The 23,621-nt window shown below is 65.8% G+C and carries 19 protein-coding genes; 8 read left to right on the top strand and 11 right to left on the bottom strand.

Annotation, left to right across the window (positions count from 1 at the left end; all coding sequences use genetic code 11):
- Nucleotides 1–47: 47 nt before the first annotated feature.
- Together AB4851_RS11350 and ribA are read right to left on the bottom strand one after the other, a co-directional pair.
- Nucleotides 48–860: a curculin (mannose-binding) lectin gene (locus tag AB4851_RS11350; RefSeq protein ID WP_414447278.1), complete on the bottom strand. Its 813-nt coding sequence runs from the start codon at nt 858–860 to the stop codon at nt 48–50.
- An 818-nt stretch (nt 861–1,678) separates the two neighbouring features.
- The gene (gene ribA / locus AB4851_RS11345) at nt 1,679–2,326 is read right to left on the bottom strand and encodes a GTP cyclohydrolase II (protein WP_414439556.1); all 648 of its coding nucleotides are present in this window, start codon (nt 2,324–2,326) and stop codon (nt 1,679–1,681) included.
- Between the two features lie 160 nt (nt 2,327–2,486).
- Here ribA and AB4851_RS11340 point away from each other — a divergent pair, with 160 nt between their 5' ends.
- Nucleotides 2,487–2,951: a CBS domain-containing protein gene (locus AB4851_RS11340; protein ID WP_414439557.1), complete on the top strand. Its 465-nt coding sequence runs from the start codon at nt 2,487–2,489 to the stop codon at nt 2,949–2,951.
- Between the two features lie 213 nt (nt 2,952–3,164).
- On the opposite strand, the gene AB4851_RS11335 is transcribed toward AB4851_RS11340, so the two are convergent.
- Nucleotides 3,165–3,494: a DUF4148 domain-containing protein gene (locus tag AB4851_RS11335; protein ID WP_414447277.1), complete on the bottom strand. Its 330-nt coding sequence runs from the start codon at nt 3,492–3,494 to the stop codon at nt 3,165–3,167.
- Nucleotides 3,495–4,001: 507 nt separating this feature from the next.
- Here AB4851_RS11335 and AB4851_RS11330 point away from each other — a divergent pair.
- Nucleotides 4,002–4,403 carry a GreA/GreB family elongation factor gene (locus tag AB4851_RS11330; RefSeq protein ID WP_414439559.1) on the top strand — a complete coding sequence of 134 codons (402 nt, stop codon included), beginning with the start codon at nt 4,002–4,004 and terminating at the stop codon, nt 4,401–4,403.
- A 140-nt stretch (nt 4,404–4,543) separates the two neighbouring features.
- Here the strand turns inward: AB4851_RS11330 and AB4851_RS11325 are convergent, their stop codons facing one another.
- The gene (locus tag AB4851_RS11325; RefSeq protein ID WP_414439560.1) at nt 4,544–5,632 is read right to left on the bottom strand and encodes a porin; all 1,089 of its coding nucleotides are present in this window, start codon (nt 5,630–5,632) and stop codon (nt 4,544–4,546) included.
- Nucleotides 5,633–6,210: 578 nt separating this feature from the next.
- Here AB4851_RS11325 and AB4851_RS11320 point away from each other — a divergent pair.
- Together AB4851_RS11320 and AB4851_RS11315 are read left to right on the top strand one after the other, a co-directional pair.
- Nucleotides 6,211–6,582, top strand: a complete 372-nt coding sequence (locus AB4851_RS11320; RefSeq protein WP_414447276.1) for a twin-arginine translocation signal domain-containing protein — start codon at nt 6,211–6,213, stop codon at nt 6,580–6,582.
- Nucleotides 6,583–6,986: 404 nt separating this feature from the next.
- Complete coding sequence (locus tag AB4851_RS11315; RefSeq protein ID WP_414447275.1) at nt 6,987–8,423, top strand: MFS transporter; 1,437 nt, start codon at nt 6,987–6,989, stop codon at nt 8,421–8,423.
- A gap of 228 nt (nt 8,424–8,651) precedes the next feature.
- Here AB4851_RS11315 and AB4851_RS11310 read toward each other — a convergent pair whose 3' ends face one another.
- A complete protein-coding gene (locus AB4851_RS11310; protein ID WP_414447274.1) occupies nt 8,652–9,083 on the bottom strand; it encodes a helix-turn-helix domain-containing protein in 432 nt (143 codons plus the stop codon).
- A gap of 75 nt (nt 9,084–9,158) precedes the next feature.
- Between AB4851_RS11310 and AB4851_RS11305 the strand changes: the two genes are divergently transcribed.
- The 3 genes from AB4851_RS11305 (at nt 9,159) to AB4851_RS11295 (ending at nt 13,529) form a co-directional block, all read left to right on the top strand.
- On the top strand, nt 9,159–10,013 hold the full coding sequence (locus AB4851_RS11305; RefSeq protein WP_414447273.1) for a class I SAM-dependent methyltransferase: 855 nt from the start codon (nt 9,159–9,161) through the stop codon (nt 10,011–10,013).
- Between the two features lie 90 nt (nt 10,014–10,103).
- The gene (locus AB4851_RS11300) at nt 10,104–10,673 is read left to right on the top strand and encodes a DsbA family protein (protein ID WP_414447272.1); all 570 of its coding nucleotides are present in this window, start codon (nt 10,104–10,106) and stop codon (nt 10,671–10,673) included.
- Between the two features lie 480 nt (nt 10,674–11,153).
- Nucleotides 11,154–13,529: a tetratricopeptide repeat protein gene (locus tag AB4851_RS11295; protein ID WP_414447271.1), complete on the top strand. Its 2,376-nt coding sequence runs from the start codon at nt 11,154–11,156 to the stop codon at nt 13,527–13,529.
- Here AB4851_RS11295 and AB4851_RS11290 read toward each other — a convergent pair.
- A complete protein-coding gene (locus AB4851_RS11290) occupies nt 13,490–14,449 on the bottom strand; it encodes a 2-hydroxyacid dehydrogenase (RefSeq protein ID WP_414447270.1) in 960 nt (319 codons plus the stop codon). The genes AB4851_RS11295 and AB4851_RS11290 overlap by 40 nt on opposite strands.
- 304 nt (nt 14,450–14,753) lie before the next feature.
- Between AB4851_RS11290 and AB4851_RS11285 the strand changes: the two genes are divergently transcribed.
- Nucleotides 14,754–16,106, top strand: a complete 1,353-nt coding sequence (locus tag AB4851_RS11285) for an LLM class flavin-dependent oxidoreductase (RefSeq protein ID WP_414447269.1) — start codon at nt 14,754–14,756, stop codon at nt 16,104–16,106.
- Between the two features lie 151 nt (nt 16,107–16,257).
- Here the strand turns inward: AB4851_RS11285 and AB4851_RS11280 are convergent, their stop codons facing one another.
- The 5 genes from AB4851_RS11280 to AB4851_RS11260 form a co-directional block, all read right to left on the bottom strand.
- Entirely contained in the window at nt 16,258–17,421 is a 1,164-nt protein-coding gene (locus AB4851_RS11280; RefSeq protein ID WP_414447268.1) for a porin, read from the bottom strand.
- Nucleotides 17,422–17,829: 408 nt separating this feature from the next.
- On the bottom strand, nt 17,830–19,410 hold the full coding sequence (locus AB4851_RS11275; protein ID WP_414447267.1) for a rhodanese-like domain-containing protein: 1,581 nt from the start codon (nt 19,408–19,410) through the stop codon (nt 17,830–17,832).
- Nucleotides 19,411–19,413: 3 nt separating this feature from the next.
- Nucleotides 19,414–20,664, bottom strand: coding sequence for an acyl-CoA dehydrogenase family protein (locus AB4851_RS11270; protein WP_414447266.1), 1,251 nt, complete (start codon nt 20,662–20,664; stop codon nt 19,414–19,416).
- The gene (locus tag AB4851_RS11265; protein ID WP_414447265.1) at nt 20,661–22,319 is read right to left on the bottom strand and encodes an ABC transporter substrate-binding protein; all 1,659 of its coding nucleotides are present in this window, start codon (nt 22,317–22,319) and stop codon (nt 20,661–20,663) included. Before AB4851_RS11265 ends, AB4851_RS11270 begins: the two co-directional genes overlap by 4 nt.
- Nucleotides 22,320–22,339: 20 nt before the next feature.
- Nucleotides 22,340–23,590: an acyl-CoA dehydrogenase family protein gene (locus AB4851_RS11260; protein WP_414447264.1), complete on the bottom strand. Its 1,251-nt coding sequence runs from the start codon at nt 23,588–23,590 to the stop codon at nt 22,340–22,342.
- Nucleotides 23,591–23,621: the final 31 nt, after the last annotated feature.

Raw genomic sequence — 23,621 nt, 5'->3', positions numbered from 1 at the left:
CCTTCGTCCTGCTCACGTCTTTGGCTCAACGTTCTGTCGGTTGGTATTTAGAACGGAATCGAAATCGGCTCGGCCGTGCAAGCGAAACAATAGCCCCCGCCGCTGTGGTCCAGGTAATCCGGATGATCGAAGTGCGCCAGACGATCCCAGCTGACAGTCGGCGTGTAAATCACCAGATTTCCGTCGGGCTGGAACGCAAAATAAGCATTCGCATTACCGCCTGTATTCGACTGCCAGAGTGCGGCTCCTGCGTCATTCGTCATAGTGAGATTGCCGTCGTTCTGCATCCAGGCCGCCGTCACACCTTTTCCCGCAGTAGCGGTGTACCAAATCGGCACACCATTTTTATACAGAGCGAAATTCCCGTCTGCTTGCAAAATCAGGAAATACTGACCAACCGTGTAGCTTGCGCCAACGGGAATCCTGGAATCGGTATGCAAAATACGGCCCTGATTCGTTTGAACCGAATTCGGATCACTCGTATTGCTTTGCCAAATTGCACGATCCCAATACAGCGCCAAGTTACCGTCGTTCTGCACATTCAGGTACGCACCGGCATGCTCCGTGTTCAATACGAGCAAGGCTACATTCGCTGACGTGTACACAACGAAATTGCCATCCGGCTGCATGACGGCCCGCGTTGCACCCTTGTTTGCCGTGCCCGATGCCCACAATGCGCCGGTGGGACCATAAAGTACGAGATTACCATCGGACGCCTGCATATCGAGGCAGTATTGCCCATTCTCCGAGCAAACCTGGGCTCCGAGATAGAGCGTCGTGCCCGTAGGAATAACGGTGGCAAATGCCGATGACAGGTGCACCAAAAGCAAACCTAAAAATAAAAAAATCCCCTTTTTCACTGCTTTCCTCTCATAAATTTATGATTCGTTTTATCTGCATCGAGCCGGACGCGGAGCGAGGTTACCATATTTTTCAAATTATTACCTCGTGAAATCACTTTGCATTTATCAAAAAATCAAATTTCTTACAAAAAGAAAGAAATTACTTAAAATATCGCCATTCTTATTATTTTATTGTAATTTTTGTATTTATTTCGTTGGATATCAAAAAGCGGAAAGACGTAAATTACATACCAACATACAAGCATCGTCGTAAAGTCGCTGCCGCGGCGCGGTCATCATATTCAGATCGAACAAACCTGCGTGGACGGTGGGCACGTCGATAATCATGGTGCCCCGCACCGGTCAGCTACCACTCGAGCCGATTAATACGAGGCGCAGGCGTATGCAGGCCGTAGCGGCTTGGTGACAGATCCGTCGATCGACCGAGGGAACACCAGACAGATCGATTCCCTCGCACGCGATCTGCACATCGGACAGGCATTCGCGTGAAAACTGGAATTCAACTCGACGCCGAGTGACGCGAACGTGTGGCAGCCGGATGTGCCCACGGTCTCGATCACAAAATTTGGCGTCCGCGATCGCCCGTAGCGCGCCGACAGGCGTGGCGAGGTAACAATTGGGCGGCGTAGGTTTTAGCGTGGGGGCCACCCGATGAGCGTAGTTTTTCGGCGCCGCACTGAAAAATCCAACGCCAGGTTGCCAAGCTTCCTTAGCTTTCCTGCAAAACGCAACTTTCTGTTCCGAGCCTTATGGACAAGGGACTGTAGGCTCATCACCCAGATGCAACAAGGGCCTCCGAAGAGGCCCTGCATCAATCACTCGTTCTCGTCGAAGTAATGCCCGAATTTCGACTGCTTGGTGCGGATATACCGTTCGTTTTCGTCTCGAATCGGCACGGCCAGCGCCACACGCTCGCTCACGGGAATCCCGTGCGCGACCAACGTGTCGAACTTCTTCGGGTTGTTGCTCATCAGCCGCACCGAGCTCACCTTCAAAATCCGCAGGATCGCGGCGGCAGAATCGTATTCGCGGGAATCGTCGGGCAGGCCCAGGTCGCGGTTCGCCTCGACCGTGTCGCGCCCCTGTTCCTGCAGGGCATACGCGCGAATCTTGTTGCTGAGGCCGATGCCGCGCCCTTCATGGCCGCGCAGGTACAGCAGCACGCCGCGACCTTCTGCGGCGATATAACGCAGCGCCAGATCGAGCTGCTCGCCGCAGTCGCAGCGGTAAGATCCGAACACGTCACCCGTCAGACATTCCGAGTGCAGGCGCGTCAGCACCGATTGCTGCTCCGCAACGTCGCCAGCCACGAGCGCCAGATGTTCGGCCTCGCTGCCGGTGACGCGAAACGCATAAGACATGAACGTGCCGTAGCGGGTCGGAAGCGTTGCCGAGGCCACGAGCGTGACGCATTCGTCGGCATGGCGCTCGTCCGCGGACGGCAAGGAAGATTGCGAAGGCATGGAAAGCATCGAAAAATCGGAGTTAAGGAATGTTCTGGGTGGCGCGCTGCCGGAGTTTACCGCTAATCTACGTTAAGCGTTCTACCCCACGTCCGCCCCGCGCGGGCGCTTTTCAATGGGTTCCCCCGGGCATGTCTCCCACCCGGTTTCCGGAGATCGTATGAGCACTACCGTCGCGAATATTCTCAAATCAAAGCCCGATGCCGGCCAAACGGTGCACACGATCGGCAAGGACGAGTCGGTTTACGATGCGTTGAAGTTGATGGCGATCAAGAGCGTCGGTGCGCTCGTCGTGAAGGAAGGCAACGATATCGTCGGCATCGTGACCGAGCGCGATTACGCGCGCAAGGTCGTGCTGCTCGAACGCTCGTCGAAGGCCACGCGCATCGAGGAAATCATGACCGTGAAGGTGCGCTATGTCGAACCGTCTGCCACCAGCGACGAATGCATGGCGCTGATGACCGAACACCGCATGCGCCACCTGCCGGTGCTCGACAACGGCAAGCTGGCCGGCGTGATTTCGATCGGTGACTTGGTCAAGAGCGTGATTGCCGACCAGCAATTCATGATCAGCCAGCTCGAGCATTACATCCACGGCACGCCGATCGGCTCCGACGCCGAATAAGCCCCAGGCCGAACAGGTTGCAAAAAATGCCCAAACGCCTTTCACGTCTGGGCAAAGCCGCCGTGTTGCGGCGACGGAGGTCCTGTCCGGTACACACCCGCCGGCGGTTCACGCGCGGGCATCAGACCTGATCTGTGGAATCGGTGACGAGGCGCGGTCTCGTCATGTCATTGCGCAAGGCCGCGACTTCGCGGCCTGCCGTCACGCCCTGCCTTAATGACCGAAGTAGACGCTGTCCACCGGGTTCGGTGCGTCCACCGCACGGCGGCTGCCCGATTGGGTGCTGGCGACCGGCTGCACCCCATAGCCGCTGGTGTCGGCATGGGTCAGCGTTTGTTGCGATTGCTGGACGCGCGCCTCGGCGGTCTGGATGTCACGCGGATATTGCGCGTCGCTGGCGACCGGGTTGTAGCCGGCTTGTTCGAGTTGAATCAGTTGCGCACGAACTTCGGCGCGCGTCACCGGCTGGTTCGACTGAGCGAACGAAGCGACAGGAGCGATGAGAGCCGAAGCGACAACAGCGGTAAGGACGAGCGATTTCATGGTGTTACCTCCGAGATATTGTGTTTTATGTCGCTTCCGGCAGTGCTGTTTGTCTGAAGCGAACAACTGCAGTGTAGACCTCGTTCAACCAAGGGAAAACACTTAGTCTGGACATACACCGTTGCACAAATAGCAAAAATTCCCCAATATTCTCGCCTGACATTGCCGTCAGTTTGTACATTTGGACAACAATTGCTGACAACTGGATGGCGACTTTCTGACCGCGCCGCCATTTGGCAACGCTATAATGGCTGGGATTTCATCAAAATTCCCCGCCCTTCGTGATGCGCTCGTTCCCCGCCCACCGCCCTGCCTTACGCCGCCGCATTGCCGGCGCGGGCGGGTGTGCGGCCGGTTCGCAACGCGCTCACGCCAAGGTTCCGCAGGCTGCCGCCCGGCGCCCCAGCTGATCCGCCCTGACCCGGGCGCCAGCCAGGCGCCGGGCTCACGTCATTGCCATTTCTGCCGCCGGCCGCGGCATATCACGCTCAAAAAAGGACAAGCTCCATGAAACCCCGTCGCCTGTTGCAACTGACCGAACTCGACGTGGCGCGCCTCGAAAAGCACGCCGAACGCGATTCGCGCCTGCAAGCCACCCTCGATACCCTGCTCGAACGCGCCGAAATCGTCGGCCCCGAGGCCATGAAATCGGACGTGATCACGATGAACTCACAGTTCTCGTTGACCGACGACACCACCCAAGAAGCCATCACCTGGACGCTCGTGTACCCCGACCAGGCCAACCTCGCCAGCGGCAAGCTGAATGTTTTTTCGCCGGTCGGGCTGGCGCTGCTCGGCGCGCGCAAGGGCGAGCGCGTTGCCGTGACCTTGCCGAATACGGCGGCCGGCACCGTGACCGTGTCCGCCATCGTCTATCAGCCCGAGGCGAGCGGCGATTACACGCGTTGAAGCCGTGTCGCTGCGATCGAGCCATGCACGATCGCAGGCCGCATCCGGCTGACGATGCGGCAGCCCGTTAACGAAAAAAGCGCCCGAAGGCGCTTTTTTCATTTGCCAGCCCGGCGGAACTGCCCGGGCAAACGTCATGCTTAGAAGCGGTGACGCAGGCCAACCGTCGCTGCCGTCTGGTTGATGCCCGACGACTGGTTCGACGTGCTCGAGATGAACGAGCCGTTGTAGATCGACGCTTGCGCGCCGCTTGCACGTTGGTACACAGCTTGTGCGTACACGTCGGTGCGCTTCGACAGTGCGTAATCGGCTTGCAGGCCCACTTGGTTGAAGTGGAAGTTGTGCTGGCCGGTTTCGCCGTTCGAGTACGTGTAAGCCACGCCCAGACCCAGAGCCGGCGTCAGGTTGTACTTGCCGTTGACTTCGTAGTTGTCGATGCGCAGGTTGCCGCCCGAAACCGTGTCGTCCAGACGCGCTTGCGTCCATGCTGCGCCGACTTGCGCCGGGCCGAATGCGTAGCCGGCAGCTGCGCCGTACGTACGGACGCGACCTTGCGTGCCGAACGGGTTGTTGGCGTCAACTGCACCGCCTGCCACCGAGTTCGGGTTGTTCAGTTGCGAGTAGGCACCCGCCAGCTTCAGGCCTTGGAACTGGTACGACACGCCGCCGCTGTATGCACGGTTGTTGCCGAAGTTCGTGTTGTTCGAGAATGCGTACGTGCCGCCGAATTGCAGGCCGGCGTAGTTCGCGCTCGTGAACTTGATCGAGTTGTTCGTTGCGTAGCCGCCGTCGGTGCTCAGGTTGTCGAGGTTGCCGACGTGAGCGAAGTACGTGCCGCCCCACGAGCCGGTTGCCGTCAGCGGTGCCAGGTAGTCCTGGACTGCGTCGTATTGGCGACCCAGCGTGACCGTGCCGTATTGGCTCGACAGACCGACGAACGCTTGACGGTTGAACATGCCGTTGTTGTTGTCGAAGCGGCCGTTACCCAGGTTGAAGCCGCTTTCCAACGTGAAGATTGCCTTCAGGCCGCCGCCGAGGTCTTCCGAACCACGCAGACCGAACAGGCTTTGGTTGACGCCCGTGCCTTCCGAAACGCGCGACTTGCCGGCGACGTTGCTTTGGTACGTGATGCCTGCGTCGAGCACGCCGTACAGCGTGACGCTGCTTTGTGCGTGGGCAACGGTTGCGAACGATGCTGCAGCGGCTGCAACGATCAGAGTCTTCTTCATTCGTGGAGCTCCCTTCATCTAAAAAGAGGCAGGTCTTGCGACCTTGTTTCATGAACGGTCTGCAACCGCCCGGAAGCGCCACGAGGACTTCTACGTGGCGGCGCCCGGATGGTTGGCCGCTCTGGGAAACGTGAGTTTAGGGGTGGACCCTAGGGCCGCCGCACGCGAATAAAGAAATAACTTTTTCTCTAACCAGAAATAATAGAAATGGTAGTCTGCCCTAACCCTTTGTTTTGGCTTGTTTTTTTGATCTCTTGACGCCACCTTTTTGGCGTATCCGCAACACGCATTCGTTTGTGTCAGCATCTTGACGGTTGCAAAGAAACAACAAGGCAATGGCGGGAAAACCTTCCGAATCAGTAAAAAATGCTCAATTTGCACTTATTTGGTGCAATTGACGCCCCGAATTCTTGCCGGAAACGTTTTCGTCTCGCTTCGTCAACCCGCTCTCCCGCCCGACACGCCGCGCGTAACAGTCGTTACGACGTCTGTAATGTAACCAGGCTAGTCGTAAGCTAATTTGGCGCTGCGTGCACCGCCCGCCGGGCGGCACCCTTCCTCGAGACGGGAGACTTTCGATGCAACGTCGCAATTTCCTCCGAGCGGCAGCCCTGATCGGCGCCGCACTGGCCGGCGGCACGGCCGTCACCGCGAATGCGCAACCTGCGCCGCCGCTCGGGCGTCCTCCGTCGCCCGGTGGCCGTCCGCCTCCACCACCGGTCGGCGGGCGTCCGAACCGGCCGCCGCCCCCGCTGCGACGCGACCGCCGCCCACCACCGCCGCGCCCGCGCGGCTATATCTGGGCCGACGGCTACTGGGATTGGCGCAGGGGGAATTACGTGTGGGTGCCGGGGCACTGGGTCGTGGCGCGCCGCGGGCGCCGCTGGGCCGGCGGGCACTGGCAACAGCAGGGGCCGGCGTGGGTGTTCGTGCCCGGCGGCTGGCGCTGAGATCGGACGCGGCGCCTCGGCGAAACCGGTGCGCCGCGCGCAACACACTATATATATAGTCAGTGCGGAACCGGCGTCACTTTGGCTTGTCGAAGCGGCGCCTCGCCGCCGCCCCTTTCAGCTCGCATGCGGCCACCCCGCTTCGATCGATTTCCGCTAACGATATGCGCGCACGCCGGCACGGCCGACGTTGCAGCCCGCACCATCCACGCCGGAACCGCCTTCACCGGCGTCATCGCATCCACTTCGCCGCTGCCGCGCGCGCCGTCGCCGCCATGCCTGCCGGCGTCATTTGCTAATCGGGATTCGTCCGTTCATCGCCACGCGGCCTTTGCCTAGCATCGGCCTTTGCGACCGTGCCCGCGCCTCACGCGCCGCAGCGATCGCCAACCGTGGAGAATTCCTTGAGCACCCTCGACTTCGATCCGTCGCTCTCGACGCCGATCCGTTCCGCGAGCGACGTTTCGCGCCTGATCAACACCAGCGCCAGCCGCGCGAGCCATGCGCGCGTGATCGTGCTGCTCGCGCTCGGCGGCGTGTTCCTCGACGCCTACGACCTGACCACGCTGTCCTACGGCATTCAGGACGTGGTGCGTGAATTCGGCCTCACGCCCGCGCTGACGGGCCTCGTCACCTCGTCGATCATGATCGGCACGATCCTCGGCAGCCTCGTCGGCGGCTGGTTCACCGACCGGATCGGCCGCTACCGCGTGTTCATGGCCGACATGCTGTTCTTCGTGGTGGCCGCGATCGCGGCCGGCCTCGCGCCGAACGTGTGGGTGCTGATCGCGGCGCGCTTCGTGATGGGCCTCGGCGTGGGCATCGACCTGCCGGTGGCGATGGCCTTCCTGTCCGAGTTCTCGAAGTTCCAGGGGCGTGGCAACAAGGCGTCGCGGCTCGCGGCCTGGTGCCCGATGTGGTACGCGGCGTCATCCGTGTGCTTCCTGATCGTGTTCGGGCTGTATTTCGCGCTGCCGGCCGAGCATATCGGCTGGCTCTGGCGCGCCTCGCTGATTTTCGGCGCGGTGCCGGCGCTCGTGATCATCGCGGTGCGGCACCGCTTCATGAACGAATCGCCGCTGTGGGCCGCGAACCAGGGCAAGCTCGACGATGCGGCGCGCATCCTGCGCAAGTCCTACGGCATCCATGCGCACAAGGCCGCCGACGCCACCGCGCCGCCCGAACCGCCGCGCGTCAGTTTCCTCGTGCTGTTCCGGCGCCCGTACCTGGCCCGCACGCTGGTGGCCAGCGCGATGAATCTCTGCATTCCGTTCGAATACACGGCGATCGCGTTCTTCCTGCCGTCGATCCTGTCGCAATTCCTCGGCGCGGGCGTGTTCGAGACGATTTCGGCCTCGCTCGCGCTGAACCTGCTGTTCGCGCTGACGGGCGGCTTGCTCGGCATGCGCCTCGCCTACCGCCGGCCATCGCGGCAGGTGGCGATCGCCGGCTTCGCGATCCAGTTCGTGTCGCTGGTCGCGCTTGCGCTGCTCGGCCATCCGCAGACGGCGCTCGGCATCGGCTTCGCGCTGGCGATGCTCGGCGCCTGGCTGTTCGCGGAAGGCTTCGGGCCGGGCGCGCAGATGATGATCTATCCGGCGCTGTCGTATCCCACCGCGATCCGCGGCACCGGCATCGGTTTCGGCCGTGCGCTGGCCGGCGCGGGCAGCGCGCTCGCGCTGTTCGTGCTGCCGATCCTGAAGGCGCACTACGACACCGGGATGTTCTGGATCGTGTCGCTGTCGGCGCTGATTCCGATCGGATTCCTGATCATCGTGCGCTTCGAGCCGACCCGGCACGACATCGACGACGACACCGCGCACGCGCAGCCGCTGCGTTGAGGTGATGACGCGCTTTTTGGTGCTCTGATTGCGGAAGTGCCGGCGTGGCTTGCGGCGCACGCGAAGAGGCCTGTGGTACGGGCGCCGCCAGCCGCGAACCCGGTTTCACCAACACGTCGGCATGGCACGAGCGCACGCGTCGGGCGTCGGGACATCAGCGATGGCGGGAACCGTGAGCGCGGAAACGAAGACAGCGCATCGAGCCAGCGCGCCGACATCACTGCGCTTTCATGCTCGCCGAAGCGTCGCCTCGTTTTTCTCCCCGGGCCTTCTCGACGCCACCGCCCGGAGGATCCGACGGAACGTCGAGCACGCCATGTGATCGGGCGCGGGGCACGCCGCGGCATGCCTGAGCCCGTCGCGCATGACGCTCAGCTTGCGAATCGTCGCGTCCAGTTCGTCGGCCTTGGCCGACAGCAGGTCGCGATCGATACGCGCTTGCCCGCCTGGTGCGAACATCGATGCGATCTCGTCCAGAGAAAAACCGGCGGCGCGCCCCAACGCGATCAAGGTCAATTGATCGATGACGGCGGGATCGAACAACCGCCGCAAGCCACGGCGCCCCGTCGAGGCAATCAGCCCCTTCTCCTCGTAGAACCGCAACGTCGATGCCGGCACGCCCGACTGCCGCACAACCTCGCCGATATTCAGATTGATCATCGCTTGACCTCAAGCCGACTTGAACTTGCATAGTGTAGCTCCCGCCCCTGCCGGGGCATGCCACCGAGAATGATCATGGACGACACCCCCGCAGCCGACAACACGCAGGCGGCGCTCTGGAACGGCAGCGCCGCACGCGCGTGGATCGCCGGACAAACGATGCTCGACGGCATGTTCGAGCCGTTCGAAGCGCTGCTCGTGGACGCGATCGACGCCGGAGCAAAGCGCCGCGTGCTGGACATCGGCTGCGGCACGGGCGCGACGACGCTGGCCGCCGCGAGGCGGCTCGGGGCGGATGGCGAAGCCGTCGGCGTGGACATTTCCGCACCGATGATCGAGGTGGCCCGCAGGCGTACCGGGCAGCTTGACGCGGCAGCCCGCTTCATCGCCGCCGACGTCCAGACTCACCGCTTCGAGCCGGCCAGCTTCGATCTGATCATGTCGCGGTTTGGCGTCATGTTCTTCGACGACCCGCTGTTCGCCTTCACGAACGTGAGGCGCGCCGCGAAAGACGGCGCCGAATTGCGCTGCATCGCTTGGCGCAGCGCGGCGGACAATCCGTTCATGACCGTCGCCGAACGCGCCGCCGCCCCATTCTTGCCGAACTTGCCCGCACGCCGCCCCGACGGGCCGGGGCAATTCTCGTTCGCGGATTCGCATCGGGTTGCTTCGATGCTGGAACGAAGCGGCTGGACGCAGATCGATATCCGCGCCATTGATGTGGACTGCGTACTGCCCGAGACCGAACTGGTCGACTATTTCAGCCGCGTCGGCCCGGTCGGCATGCTGCTGCAACAGACCAGCGAACCGATACGGTCGCAAGTCGTCAAATCAGTCCGGGCAGCGTTCGATCCGTATGTACAGGAATCCGAAGTCCGTTACACCGCGGCCTGCTGGATGCTCGGTGCGCGAGCGCTGGACAACCCGTGATTCACGGCGCACGCCATCGTGACATGATGCCAAACCGAAACGCGTAACCTCGCGTCGCCGCTCCCATCCTTTTTCGAGGCTCTCCCCTTCATGAATTCAGCCGCCAACGCCGCCCCTTCGTGGACCGCCGCCCCGCTCGTCTGGGGCACCGGCCCACGCGTCTTCGAAGTTTTCCTGGAACCGACCTGCCCGTTCTCGGTGAGAGCATTCGGCAAGCTCGACGCGCTGCTGCAGGCGGCCGGCGAAGATCGCATCACGATCAGGATTCGTCTGCAATCGCAGCCGTGGCATCTGTATTCCGGCGTGATCGTGCGCTGCATCCTCGCCGCATCGACCCTGCCGGACGGGCGCGAAGCCGCGAAGGCGGTGCTCGCCGCGGTGGCGGCGCATCGTGAGGCGTTCGAATTCACGCATCACGCCGGCGGCCCGAACCTCGACGCCACGCCGAACGACATCATTGCGCGAATCGAGCGCTACAGCGGCATCGCCCTGCGCGACGCGTTTGCGATTCCGGATCTCGATCGCGAAATCAAATGGCATGCGAAATACGCGCGCCAGAACGGCATTCACGTCTCGCCGACGTTCATGATCGACGGCTTGATCGAGCCGAAGCTCGGCAGCGGGGATGACGTGTCGGTGTGGGTCGAACGCCTGCGTTGATCGCGTCGCGACGGCGCTGGCGTTTCATCACGCCGAGCGGCACGCGCGGATGTTTTTCGCCGAGACACCGTCACCATCGTTCGTTTCCCTGAACCGCCGAAACCCTTCGCATTACCGATTGTTTCTTGCGAACGGAAAGCTTTGTCGGCACATTGCATCGTTCATGCAAGCCGCCGCCGCAGCTCGCCGTCGTCGCATTGAAAGGCGCGGCCTCGCACGGTTTTCGTGCGCAGGCGCGCCACCCCGCACCAGCCTTGGTTCGCCGGCTGCGATCAGGCAGCGCCCACGGCGCACCGATTATTCCGTTGCATACGGGCAATCCCGCCGTGCGCCGTACACGTCACGCTACCCGCCGCTCACCTGAAAGACGCGGTAACCAGCACCCGGAATCGGCTTGCTATCGTCACTGGATTTCCTCCCTTCGCGCCCGGCGCGAGGCAACTGCTCATCCAGCACTGGCCAACGATGGAACACGCGGAAATGCTTGCGCTCGCAACGGCCCACCATATGGCGGGCCGCTTCGGCGATGCGCGCGACCTGTACGAGCACGCGCTCGCGGCCGAACCCGGCGACGCGGACCTGATGTTTCGTCTCGGCGTGCTCGACATGCAATGCGGCGCGCACGACCATGCGCTCGACTGGCTCGACCGTGCGCTGTCTTGCGCGCCGCACCGCGCCCGCTATCACCTCGCACGCGGCCATGTGTTCACGGCTGCACAGCGCCACGCCGACGCGATCGACGCCTACCGGCAAGCGCTGGCGATCGAGATCGATTCGCCCGACGCGCTGTTCGCGCTCGCCTCCGCCCTGCAGGCAACCGCCGACTATCCGGCCGCCATCGATGCCTACACCGCCGTGCTGGCGCTCGACCCGAACCGGGCCGACGCGCTCGGCCGGCTCGGCAACTGCCACGCGCGGCAAGGCGATCCGGATGCGGCGCAAACGGCGTATCGGCGCGCGCTGGCCCTGAACCCGGCGGACCCCGACACGCTGACCAACCTCGGCGCGCTGGTGCTGGCGGCGGGCCATGCCGGCGACGCGCTGGGCTGGCTGACGGCGGCCGTGCAGGCCGCGCCGCAATCGGTCAGCGCGCTGACGAACCTCGGCGTGGCGCAGCACCGGCACGGCGATTTCGCGGCGAGCGCCGCGTCGCTGGCCCGCGCGCTCGAACTCGATCCGGCCGCGCCCGAAGCGTCGTACAACCTCGGCAACGCGCTGCACGCGCTCGGCCAACGGCAGGATGCGCTGGCGCATTACCTGCGCGCAATCGAACTGACGCCCGCGCACGCCGACGCCTACAACAACCTCGGCATCGTCTGCCGCGAGCTGGGGCACACGCACGAAGCGGCGCAGGCGTTCGACGCGGCGATCGCCGTGCGCCCCGGCTTCACGGCCGCGCTCAACAACCTGGCCGCCGTGTTGCGCACGCTCGGCGCAATGGACGAGGCCGAAGCGCGCCTGCGCGACGTGCTCGCGGTCGAGCCACGGCACGCGGTGACGCTCAACAACCTCGGCAACGTGCTGAAGGATCAGGGCCGCCTCGACGAAGGCATCGCGTGCTACCGCCGCGCGCTCGACGCCGACCCCGGCAACGTGGTGGCGCACAGCAACCTGGCCTACGCGCTGTGTTTTCAGTCGATGCATCCCGACGCGCCGCTCGCCGAAGCGCGCCGCTGGTCGGCACGGCACGAAGCACCGTTGCGCGCCGAACTGCAGCCGCATCCGAACGACGCCACGCCTTCACGCCGCCTGCGGATCGGTTATGTGTCGTCCGATTTTCGTCATCATTGCCAGGCGCTGTTCATGCAGCCGTTGCTGTCGAATCACGATCACGCGCGCTTCGAGATCGTCTGTTATTCGAGCGTGGTACGCCCCGATGCGCTGACGCAGCAGCTTGCGGCGCATGCCGATGTCTGGCGCGACGTGAGCCTGCTCGATGATGCCGCGCTCGCGCGGCAGATTCGCAACGACCGGATCGACATCCTGATCGACCTCGGCATGCACATGGCCGACGGCCGGCCGCTGCTGTTCGCGCGCAAGCCCGCGCCGGTGCAGATCGCGTGGCTGGCCTATCCGGGCACGACCGGCATCGAGGCGATCGACTACCGGCTGACCGATCCGTGGCTCGACCCGGTCGGCTCGGATGCTGCGTACACCGAACGATCGCTGCGCCTGCCCGACACGTTCTGGTGCTACGACCCGCTGGACGGCACGCCGGGCGTCAACGCCCTGCCCGCGCTGGCCAATGGCCATCCGACCTTCGGCTGCCTGAACAACCCGTGCAAGCTCGGCGACGCCACGCTGCGGCTATGGGGCGACGTGATGCGCGAACTGGACACGGCGCGGCTGGTCCTGCTCGCGCCGGAAGGATCGGCGCGCACGCACCTGCTGGCGCGCCTCGAACGTCACGGCATCGCGGCCGAGCGCATCACGTTCACGCCGTTCCAGCCGCGCAACCGCTATCTGGAGACGTATCACCACATCGACATCGGCCTCGATACGATCCCGTACAACGGTCACACGACGAGCCTCGATGCGTACTGGATGGGCGTGCCGGTCGTCACGCGCGTGGCCGATACGGTGGTGGGCCGCGCCGGGTTGAGTCAATCGGAAAACCTGGGGCTGCGCGAGATCGCCGCCGACAGCGATGCGCGCTTCGTCGAGATCGCGGTGGCGCTGGCGCGCGACCTGCCGCGCCTGGCCGAATTGCGCGCCGGCTTGCGCACGCGCCTCGCGGCCTCGCCGTTGATGGATGGCGCACGCTTCGCGGCGCAAGTGGAAGCCGCGTATCGCGAAGCGTGGCAACGCTGGTGCGATCAGGTCACCGGCGTCAGCAAGGCCTCGCCGCTCGCATAAGCCGCCAGGTTGGCGAGGAACAGCGCGGCCATCGCCTCGCGCGTCTCGTGCGTGCCGCTCGCCGTGTGCGGTGCCAGCACCACGTTGTCGAGGCCGAGCAGTTCGGCCGGCACGGCCGGCTCATCGTCGAACACGTCGAGCGCGGCGCCCGCGATGCGCCGGTTGAGCAGCGCATCGACGAGCGCCGCCTGATCGACCACGCTGCCGCGCGCCACGTTCACGAGCTGCCCGTTCGGGCCGAGCGCGTCGAGCACGCCGGCATCGACCACATGGCGCGTTTGCGCGCCGCCCGGCAGCGCCAGGATCAGCACATCGGCCGCCTCGGCCAGTTCGCGCAGCGACGGGTAGTAGTCGTACGCGAGATCCGTCTTGCGGTTCGGGCCGTGATAGGCCACGCGCATGCCGCAGGCGGCCACGCGCTTGGCGATCTCGCGGCCGATGCCGCCCATCCCGACGATCCCGCACAGCTTGCCGCCGAGCTTGGTGCCGAGCGGCAGGCGCGCGTTCGCCCACTTGCCGTCGCGCACGAAGCGGTCCCCTTCCACCACGCGCCGCGACAGCCCGAGCAACAAGCCCAGCGCGAAATCGGCCACGCATTCGTTGAGCACGCCGGGCGTGTTGGTGACGGCCACGCCGCGTGCGCGCGCCGCGTCGAGATCGATCGGATCGGTGCCCACGCCGAAGCTGACAATCAGCTTCAGGTTCGGCAACGCGCCGATCAGTTCGGCGTTCGCGCCATACGCGCCGCTGGTGGCGATGACCTCGAATTCGCCGGCCCGCTCCGCGAGGAAGGCAGCGCGATCGGGGGCGGTCCACAGGCGGGCGACGTCATGATGCTCGGCCAGCGCATGCATCACGCGATCCGACAACGCGCCCACGGCAAGCACCTTCAGGCGGCGCCCATGACGATCTTGTTCCATTTCGGTTTTCCCTTTGCTTAGGTTGCCGGGCAACGCACGGCAGTGACGGTGGTGGCGACATTTTCCAACGTCGCGGGCGATCGTGCACGCAAAACCCGGCAGCGCCGCCCATCGCATCGCTCATATCGATCACACAATTCCTTGGTTGTCCGAAGCCCGCCGCGTATCTAGTGTGTGGGGCTCCTGACCTTCGAGCGCGTTCGCGACGGCGCTGCGCATCCGCCTGCGGATCGCCGGCCCGGCCGGCCGGAACGGCCCCGAATGTCATCGCATGCCATCGCACTCATCGACGACCAGGGCCAACATGACACGATCCTCCCGGCAGTTCTCGCTCGGCGCCTTCCTGATGCAGACCGGCCACCATATCGCCGGCTGGCGCCATCCCGACGCGCAGGCCGACGCCGGCAGCAATTTCCGCCACTACGTCGAGCTGGCGCGGCTCGCCGAAGCCGCCAAATTCGACGCCGTGTTCCTGGCCGATTCGTCGGGCGTGCGAAGCACGCACCTGCCGTCGCTGGCGCGCACGGCGCGCACCGATTTCTTCGAGCCGGTCACGCTGCTGTCGGCGCTGGCCGCCGTGACCGAGCGCATCGGCCTGATCGCCACGGTGTCCACCTCGTTTCACGAGCCGTACAACGTGGCGCGCCGCTTCGCCACGCTCGACCAGATCTCGGGCGGCCGCGCGGGCTGGAACCTCGTGACCTCGAGCGGCACCGCCGAGGCGCAGAACTTCAACCGCGATGCGTTGCCCGATCACGCCGAACGCTACGAGCGCGCCGCGGAGTTCCATGACGTGGTGCTCGGCCTGTGGGATTCGTGGGAAGAGACCAGCTTCGTGCGCGACAAGGACAGCGGCATCTATCTCGACACCGACCGGCTCCACGTGCTGAACCATCGCGGCAAGCACTTCCAGGTGCGCGGCCCGCTCAACGTGAACCGCTCGCCGCAGGGCCGGCCGGTGATCGTGCAGGCCGGTGCGTCGGAGGACGGCCGCGCGCTGGCCGCCCGCACCGCCGAGGTGATCTTCGTCGCGCATCAGACGTTCGACGAGGCCAAGGCGTTCTACGCCGACATCAAGGGCCGCCTGCCCGCCTACGGGCGCGAGCCCGACGACGTCAGGATCATGCCGGGCATCTTCCCGGTGGTGGGCCGCACCCAGGCCGAGGCCGAAGAGAAGTTCGAGGCGCTGCAATCGCGCGTGGACCCGGTGGTGGGCCTCGCGCTGCTGTCCACCGTGATCGGCGGCGTGGATCTGTCGGGCCACGACATCGACGGCCCGATTCCCGAACTGCCGGAGACCAATGGCCCGAAGAGCCGTCAGCATCTGCTGCTCGAGCTGGCGCGGCGCGACCAACTCACGATCCGCCAGCTCTACCTGCGCATCGCGGGCGCGCGCGGCCACCAGCAAGTGGTGGGCACGCCGGCCAGCATCGCCGATCAGCTTCAGCAATGGTTCGAGGAAGGCGGCGCGGATGGCTTCAACATCATGGCGCCGTGGTTCCCGGGCGGCCTTGCCGAGTTCATCGAACTCGTGCTGCCGGAACTGCGCCGGCGCGGCCTGTTCCGCAGCGAATACACCGGGCACACGCTGCGCGAGCACCTCGGGCTCAAGCGGCCCGTGCATCGCGCGGCTTCGCAAACGGCCGAAGTGGCGTGAAGTCACGATCCGGGTAGTGCGTTGTCGCATGCCGTCCGACAGGCAGCCGTTCACGTTGAACGGAAAGCAAGGACGACGTAGCAAATAAAAAAGCGCCAGCCCGCATTCACGGGCCGGCGCTGCGTCATGCCGGAAAGCGGCGAACCGCGCGTCAGAACTTGTGGCGAATACCCACGCGCGCGGCGATCTGGTTGGTCGTGCCGTTGCCCGACGGGCCGAAGAACGCCGTGCTCGAACCAATTTGCGCCTGCACGTCCTGCGTGCCGTTGCGGCCCGACGCCTTCTGATACACGCCCACCACGTACACGTCGGTACGCTTGCTCAGTGCGTAATCGAGGCTGGCGTCGATCTGGTTCCAGTGGCCGCCGTTCGCGTTGTGCATGCGCGTGTACGTGTAGGCCAGGCCGCCGGACAGCGCCGTCGTGAAGTTGTAGCGGCCGCCCACGTCCACCGCGTCGAGCGAGGTGGCCGCGCCGTTCAGCGCTTCGATGCGCGTGTTCGTGTACAGCGCGAACAGCGCGGCGTTGGCGAACAGGTAACGCGTGCCGATGCCGAACGTGCGCAGATCCTTGCCGCCACCCGTGCCGCCTGCGTTGACGTTCGCGATCGAGGTCGGGAACGCCGGGACTTCGGCCGTCGGGTACGAGATGTCGGTATAGGCCGCGCCCACCGAGAAGCTGCCCATCGCGTAGTTCAGGCCGAAGCTGTAGGCACGCGACGAACCGGTCGCGCCGCCAACCGGGGCCGAGCCGCTGAAGGCGCCGGCCTGGTTCGAAAAGCCGTACAACGCGCCGAACGTCACGCCCGAGAAGTTCGCCGACGAGAACTTGACCGCGTTGTTGATGCGGCTGTTCACGAGTTGGTCGAAATCGTTGATGTGGTAGGCGTAGTTGCCGGCCACGGTGTTGGTGCCGGCCGAATACTGGCCACCCAGCACGTCGGTCGAGAACGTGTACTGGCGGCCGAACGTCAGCGAGCCGATACCGTCCTTCGTCAGGCCCACGTATGCCTGGCGGCCGAACATCGCGCCACCCTGGTTGATCGCGCCGGTGCCGGTATTGAAGCCGTTTTCCAACAGGAAGATGGCCTTCAGGCCGCCGCCGAGGTCTTCCGAACCGCGCAGGCCCCAACGGGTGCCCTGCGCGACGCCGTCGTCGTATTTGAAGCGCTTCGCCGAGCCGGTGGCGGTGGCGCTGTGATTCACGTAGCTGAGGCCGGTGTCGATCAGGCCATACAGCGTCACGCTGCTCTGCGCATGGGCGAGCGTCGTGCCGAAGGCGGCCATGGCCGCAACGGTGGTCATTTTCTTGAGCAAGGTCGTCTCCTGCGTGCGACGCATCGCGGCCGTCTCGAAACGGCAGGCGCAATGGCGTCGAATGTGGTGCGATTGATTGGAGTGCTATCGAACGCCGGTTGTGCCGACGGTATCCGGTTTTGTTTATCTGGCTGTGCTGCCTTGTTTACCGGGCGCGGTGCATCGGGTGTCGTCTGACCGCGCGGCGCGAGTTTACTGCGAGCTGTCGCCCAACCCAAGCAATGCATGCATCGGCGTGCGAATCAGTTGCAAATTTGCATCGGTTTTCCGCAAGCGAGGTGGCGGAAAGCGAGGCAGCGGCGGGAACGATCGGGAATGAGCGGCAATCGGCCGTTTCCGGGCGCAACGTCGGGGAACGCGTTGCGCCCGGAAGCCGAGTCAAGCCGATTCAAACCGAGTGAGGCCGGGTCAGGCCAGCGGCCGGAACACGCCGCGCTCGTCGGCGTCGAGCTGCGGCAGCAGCTCGACCTCCCATTGCAGGTACTGGCGCGCGGCCGCCTTGTTGCCGGTGTGCCGGTCGTGCGTGAAGGACAGGAAATCGATGCGCTGCGCGGGGGCGAGCGCGGCCGGATCGGACTCCACGCGCCCGCCGACGGCTTCCCATGCCGCGAGCCCGCCAGCCAGCACGCTGAATTCGCAGTCCGCACGATCGGGCAGATCGAGATCGGCAATGGCCCACGCGGCCAGGCGCGGATCATCCGCCACGAACGTGACCGGCGTGGCCGCCTGCGCCAGCAGCCCGGCCAGGCGCGGACGGATCGACCAGACGCTGCCGGGAATGTGCGCCTCGCCCCACGCCGCACTTGCGCGCAAGTCGACCACGCGCCCCGCATCGCGCGCCAGCCGCTCGGCAAGCGCGGCTGCGTCGATCGTGGGCAGCGGTTCGGGGTCGGCGATGGCGCTGCCGTCGAGCGCGAGGCCGCTGCGCAGCCCGCCTTCGAGCACGAACGCCTCGTGTCCGAGCTGCCGCAGCCAGCTCGCCGCAACCGGCGCGCGAATGCCGTCGTCGTCGAACACCACGACGCGCGCGTGCCGCACGCCCACGTACTGGTCCGTCGCCTGCTGCAACTGGCCGCCGGGCGCATGCTGCGCGCCCGGCAGCGTCGACGCCGCGAATTCCTCGGGCGTGCGCACGTCGCACAGATACACCGTGCGTTCTCCCGCGTCGGCCCACGCGCGCACCGAGTGCGCGTCCACCCACTCGACCCCGGCGCGCGTGGCGAACGCCCGGGCCGCGTCGCGTCGCGCAGCGGAGGGCTCGACGTGGGCCGGGTAGCCGCGCGTGCTGCCGTGCTCCAGCGTCAGATCGGCCAGAAACCAGCCTTGCGTGCCGTTTTCCAGCGCATACACCGGATTGGCGACGCCGAGATGCCGCAATGTCTGCGCGCCGATGATGCTGCGCGTGCGCCCCGCGCAGTTGACGACGATCGGCCGTGCGGCGTCCGCCATGATCGTGTCGATGCGATAGGCCAGTTCGCCGTTCGGGCAGCACGCCGCGCCCGGAATGTTCATCGCGCGAAATTCGGCCAGCGGGCGGCCGTCGAGCACGACCGGTGAGTCCGCGCTGCGCTGCCATTCGGCGAGCCGCTGCGCCGACACGTGCGGCGTGTGCGCGATCTGCTCCACCAGTTCGCCGAACGCCTTCGACGGCACGTTGACGCCCTTGAACAGCACGAAGCCCGCCTCGCGCCAACCCAATGCGCCGCCTTCGAGAAGATGCACGTTCGTGTAGCCGAGCGCTTCGAGCCGCTTTGCCGCGCGCGCGGCCGGCTGCTCGTCCTCGCCGCCTTCGTCGTAGACGACGAGCCGCGCGCGGCGGTTCGGCGCAAGCCGGCCGACCTCGCGCTCCAGCACGCTGTAGGGCAGCGGCACCGCGAAAAACAGATGGCCTTCGCCGTACTGGCCGTGCTCGCGCACGTCGAACAGGCCGAGTTCCTCGCCGTCGCGCAACCAGCGCTTGAGGGTATCGGCGGTAATGATGGTTGGCATGCCTCAGTATCCGTAGTCGATGGGCGGAGGGTGCCCGTTTACGTGGTAATCGCCGATCGCGCGGGTTTTGTACGCGGCCGGATCGTGCACGGTGTGCGTGCGGGCGTTGCGCCAGTGGCGGTCGAAGCGATGGCGGCGCAGCGTGGTCGAGGCACCGCCCACGTCGAACAGTGCCCGCGCCGCATCGAGCGCCGCCTCGGTGGCGATCACCTTGGCCTCGGCCGTCGCGATCGACGCCTCGGCCGCCGCCTGCGCGACGCGTGCCGCCGGTGCGCCGCCATGACGGGCCTCGCTGGCTGCCTCGATGCGCGCGGCGGCGCGCAACACCAGCACCTCGGCGGTTCTCACCCGCGCCGCGATGCGCCCGACCGTATACAGGATGTACGGATCGTCGGCCGCGCGCACCACCCCGCTCTCGCGCACCGGCCGCACGCCGTCGCGTACCCAGCGGGCCATGTCGTCGAGCGCGGCCCGCGCGATGCCGGCCTCGATCGCGCAATGGATGATCTGCGAGGCCGCGCCCGTGTGATGGCGCTCGGTCTTCCAGCGGCCGGTGTGCACGACCTCGTGCGCCTCGACGCGCACCTCGATCAGCTCGGTGGTGCCGCTCAGCGTGCCGCGCTGGCCCATGCCGGTCCAGTCGTCGTGGCGCACGATGCCCTCGCGCTCCGGCGGCAGCACCACCAGCACGCTGTCGCCGTCCGGGCCGACGGCCGTGATCTTCAGCAGGTCGCCGATCAGCGCGCCGGTGGAGTAATGCTTGACGCCATTGAGGCGAAACCCGTCGCCGTCGCGCCGCAGCGCCGTGCGAACCTGGCCGCGAACCGGCGCACCGCGCTCGGCCGATGCCCCGCCCACCAGCGCGCCGCGCGCCACCGGCACGAGCCAGCGCGCCTGCTGCTCGGCGCCGGCCATCAGCAGCGTGCGTTCGACGAACACGAAATGCGGCAGCAGCGCCTGCGCGACGCTCGAATCGCCGTGCGCGAGCGCGATCACGGCCTGCGCCACGTCCACGATCGAGCCGCCCGCGCCGCCATACGACACCGGCACGCGGATCGCGCCGATACGGTGCTCGCGAATTCGGTCGAACGCGGCGAGATTGGCCGCGCCGCGCGCGTCCCAGTGCGCCGCTTCGTCGGCCAGCGTGGCCGACAGCGTCCGGGCGCGCGCGATCAATTCATCGGGCGAGAGCGATGCTTCGGCATCCTGCGGATCGGGAAGGCCGGCCTGGCCGGCGAGGTTCGTCACGGTCATGCCGGCTTCAGCCGCGCATCGGCCAGCGACGAGTAGAACAGCATCGGCCCCTTGCGCAGCCCCTGCAACTGCGCCGAATAGAAGCCGAAGAACTTCAGTTCGAGCAGGTTGATGGACGGCACCTCGGCCTGCACGAAATCCTGCAGGCGCTCGATCCAGACCTGGCGGCGCGCCACGTCGCCCTCGTCCTGGATGCCTTCGATGATGCGGTCCATCTCCGGGTTCGAATAGCTCGACGCATTGCTCGACGGCACGCCCTGCTTGATGTTCTTGCTCCAGAAGCGCCGCGTCACGCCGATCTGCGGATCGGGGTAGGCCGAATACCACATCGACGCCGTATCGAAATCGCGCTCCGTATACAGCTTGCGAATCACGCTCGGCAGATCGAGATTGACGAGCTTCATCTCCACGCCGACATTCTTCAGTTGCTGGCGCATGAATTCGGCAGCGCGCAGGTACACGTCGCCATACGACACCTCGGTGATGTGGTCGATGCGCAGGCGTATGCCGTCCGCGCCGCGCTTCAGGCCCGCTTCGTCGAGCAACTGCTCGGCCCGCTTCGGATCGAAGCCGTATTGCGGCAGGCCCGGTTTGAAGAACTGCTTCTGGTAGCTCGGCACGCAGCTCTGCGCGACGTCGGCCAGCCCGTACCAGACGATGCGCGCCATCGCCGCGCGGTCGATCGCATGCGCGAACGCCTGACGCACGCGGATGTCGTCGAACGTCTTGCGGCGGTAGTTGAAATCGAAGAAGAACATCGGCGCGGGGGCTTGCCAGCCCACGGTGTCGAGCACCAGCTTCGGGTCCTTGCGCAGGCGCGCGACGTCGCTCTCGGGCACCGGGTTGTTGGCCGCGAACTGGATCTCGCCGTTCTCCAGCGCCGCCGCGCGCGAGGCCGCGTCCGGCACCATCTTGAAGATCACGCGGTCGAGATACGGCTTGTCCTCCTTGCCGCTCGGCCCCTTGTCCCAATAGTGAGGATTGCGTTCCAACAGCACGTGGCTGCCGCGCACCCATTCCTTGAAGACGAACGCGCCGTTGCCGATCGGCTTGGTGTTCCAGGGGTTCGTCAGCGGGTTCGTGCCTTCGTACAGGTGCTTCGGCACGATCTGGGTTTCCGTGCCGAACAGCACGGCCCACAGCACCGGCGACGGCCCGCTCAGGCGAAACACCACGGTGTGCGGGTCGGGCGTATCGATGCCGATCACCTTCGACAGATTCGACGCGCCGCGCGGATGCGTCTTCTTCACGACGTTCTCGATCGAATACTTGACGTCGTCCGACGTGAACGGCGCGCCGTCGTGCCATGTCACGTTCTTGCGTAGGCGGAACGTGATCGACTTGCCGTCGCGCGCGGTGACCCACGATTCGGCCAGTTGCGGCTGCGGGCGGTATGCGTTGTCGTAGGACAGCAGGCCGTCGAACAGGCTCGCCGAGATCACCACGGCCGGGCTCGAGATATTGATGCCGGCCACCAGCCCGGCCGGCTCGGGCGTGACGTTGGCGATCAGCGTGCCGCCGCGCAGTTGCGAGCCCGGCAGCGCCGCGGCCAGCGCCTGCGCGGCGTTGGCGGACGACAGCAGGCCGGAGCCGGTGCCGGCCAGCATCAATTGCAGCAGTTGGCGGCGATTCAGGTGTCGCAGGTCGAAGCTCATGAAGATCCCGGGGAGAAGCGTCAGTAGGAAAACGTAAGCGGCGGCGCGGCGCCATTGACGACATGGTTGCCCACCGCGCGGCACTTGTAGGCGAGCGGATCGTGCGTCGTGTGGGTGCGCGCGTTGCGCCAGTGGCGGTCGAAGTTGTCGGCGCGCAGCGTCATCGCCGCGCCGCCCGCGTCGTACATGCGCTCGGTCACGTCGAGCGCGGCCTCGGTCGAGACGATCTTCGCCTGCGCGACGGCGATCGAGGCCGCGATCGCGGTGTCGTGAACGTCGGCCTCGGCCGCCGCGCCGAAGCGCGCCTCGGCCGCGATATCGAGCACGCGCGCGGCCTCGTCGACCATGGCTTCGGCGGCATGGACCGATGCCGCCATGCGGCCCACCGTTTGCAGTACGTACGGGTCCTGCGACGCGCTGGCCACCCCGCTCTCGCGCACCGGCCGCGCGCGATGCCGCGCCCACGCGGCGGCGTCGTCGAGCGCGGCCAGGCCGATGCCGATCTCGATCGCCGCGTGCAGAAGCTGCGCGGCCGCGCCGGTGTGATGCGGGCGAGCGGTCCACGGCGCCATCCGCATCACCTCGCCCGCCTGCACCGTCACGCGGTGCAGGCGCGTGGTGCCGCTCGCGCTGCCGCGCTGGCCCATGCCGTCCCAGTCGTCGATCCGTTCGATGCCGGCGCGATCGGCCGGCACCAGCGCCGCGACCATCTCGCCGGCTTCGTCGAGCGCGCGGATCTTCAGCACGTCGGCATAGAGCGCGCCGGTCGAGTAATGCTTCACGCCGTCGAGCACGAAATGGCTTCCATCGCGCACGAGCCGCGTCTGCATCTCGCCGCGAAACTGCCCGCCGCGCTCGGCCGCCGCGCCGCCGAACAGCACGCCCGCCGCCGCGAGCGGCAACAGGCGCCGGTGCTGCGCGGCGCTGCCCATCAGGCGCAGGCGTTCGACGAACACGAAATGCGCGAGAAACGCCTGCGCCACGTTCGGATCGCCCTTCGCAAGCGTCACGAACACCGCCGCGACCTCGCGCCAGCCGGCCCCCGCGCCGCCGAATTCGCTCGGCACGCGCAGCGCCGTCAGACGCGTGTCGCGCAATGCACGCATCGCGTCGAACGGCAGGATTCGCTCGCGATCCGCCTGCGCCGACGCTTCGGCGAGGCTTGCGCCCAGCGCGCGGACCGCATCGTGCAGCGCGGCAAGCTCGACAGGCACCGGGATCGGCGGCTCGGCATCGAGCCGCCTCGCCTGCTCGGGTCTGATTTCGTTCATACGGAAGGAATCCTTATTAACTAAGCTAGAT

The organism is Burkholderia sp. 22PA0099, assembly GCF_047497165.1.
GTDB lineage: Bacteria > Pseudomonadota > Gammaproteobacteria > Burkholderiales > Burkholderiaceae > Burkholderia.
Note: the sequence above shows the minus strand (reverse complement) of the source record. Positions and strands in the feature narration are given on the sequence as shown.

Bases quoted from the DNA above. Each gene is read 5' to 3' on its own strand.
- ribA (WP_414439556.1), bottom strand. From the start codon at position 2,326: ATGCCTTCGCAATCTTCCTTGCCGTCCGCGGACGAGCGCCATGCCGAC.
- AB4851_RS11340 (WP_414439557.1), top strand. From the start codon at position 2,487: ATGAGCACTACCGTCGCGAATATTCTCAAATCAAAGCCCGATGCCGGC.
- AB4851_RS11335 (WP_414447277.1), bottom strand. From the start codon at position 3,494: ATGAAATCGCTCGTCCTTACCGCTGTTGTCGCTTCGGCTCTCATCGCT.
- AB4851_RS11330 (WP_414439559.1), top strand. From the start codon at position 4,002: ATGAAACCCCGTCGCCTGTTGCAACTGACCGAACTCGACGTGGCGCGC.
- AB4851_RS11325 (WP_414439560.1), bottom strand. From the start codon at position 5,632: ATGAAGAAGACTCTGATCGTTGCAGCCGCTGCAGCATCGTTCGCAACC.
- AB4851_RS11320 (WP_414447276.1), top strand. From the start codon at position 6,211: ATGCAACGTCGCAATTTCCTCCGAGCGGCAGCCCTGATCGGCGCCGCA.
- AB4851_RS11310 (WP_414447274.1), bottom strand. From the start codon at position 9,083: ATGATCAATCTGAATATCGGCGAGGTTGTGCGGCAGTCGGGCGTGCCG.
- AB4851_RS11305 (WP_414447273.1), top strand. From the start codon at position 9,159: ATGGACGACACCCCCGCAGCCGACAACACGCAGGCGGCGCTCTGGAAC.
- AB4851_RS11300 (WP_414447272.1), top strand. From the start codon at position 10,104: ATGAATTCAGCCGCCAACGCCGCCCCTTCGTGGACCGCCGCCCCGCTC.
- AB4851_RS11295 (WP_414447271.1), top strand. From the start codon at position 11,154: ATGCTTGCGCTCGCAACGGCCCACCATATGGCGGGCCGCTTCGGCGAT.
- AB4851_RS11290 (WP_414447270.1), bottom strand. From the start codon at position 14,449: ATGGAACAAGATCGTCATGGGCGCCGCCTGAAGGTGCTTGCCGTGGGC.
- AB4851_RS11285 (WP_414447269.1), top strand. From the start codon at position 14,754: ATGACACGATCCTCCCGGCAGTTCTCGCTCGGCGCCTTCCTGATGCAG.
- AB4851_RS11275 (WP_414447267.1), bottom strand. From the start codon at position 19,410: ATGCCAACCATCATTACCGCCGATACCCTCAAGCGCTGGTTGCGCGAC.
- AB4851_RS11270 (WP_414447266.1), bottom strand. From the start codon at position 20,664: ATGACCGTGACGAACCTCGCCGGCCAGGCCGGCCTTCCCGATCCGCAG.
- AB4851_RS11265 (WP_414447265.1), bottom strand. From the start codon at position 22,319: ATGAGCTTCGACCTGCGACACCTGAATCGCCGCCAACTGCTGCAATTG.
- AB4851_RS11260 (WP_414447264.1), bottom strand. From the start codon at position 23,590: ATGAACGAAATCAGACCCGAGCAGGCGAGGCGGCTCGATGCCGAGCCG.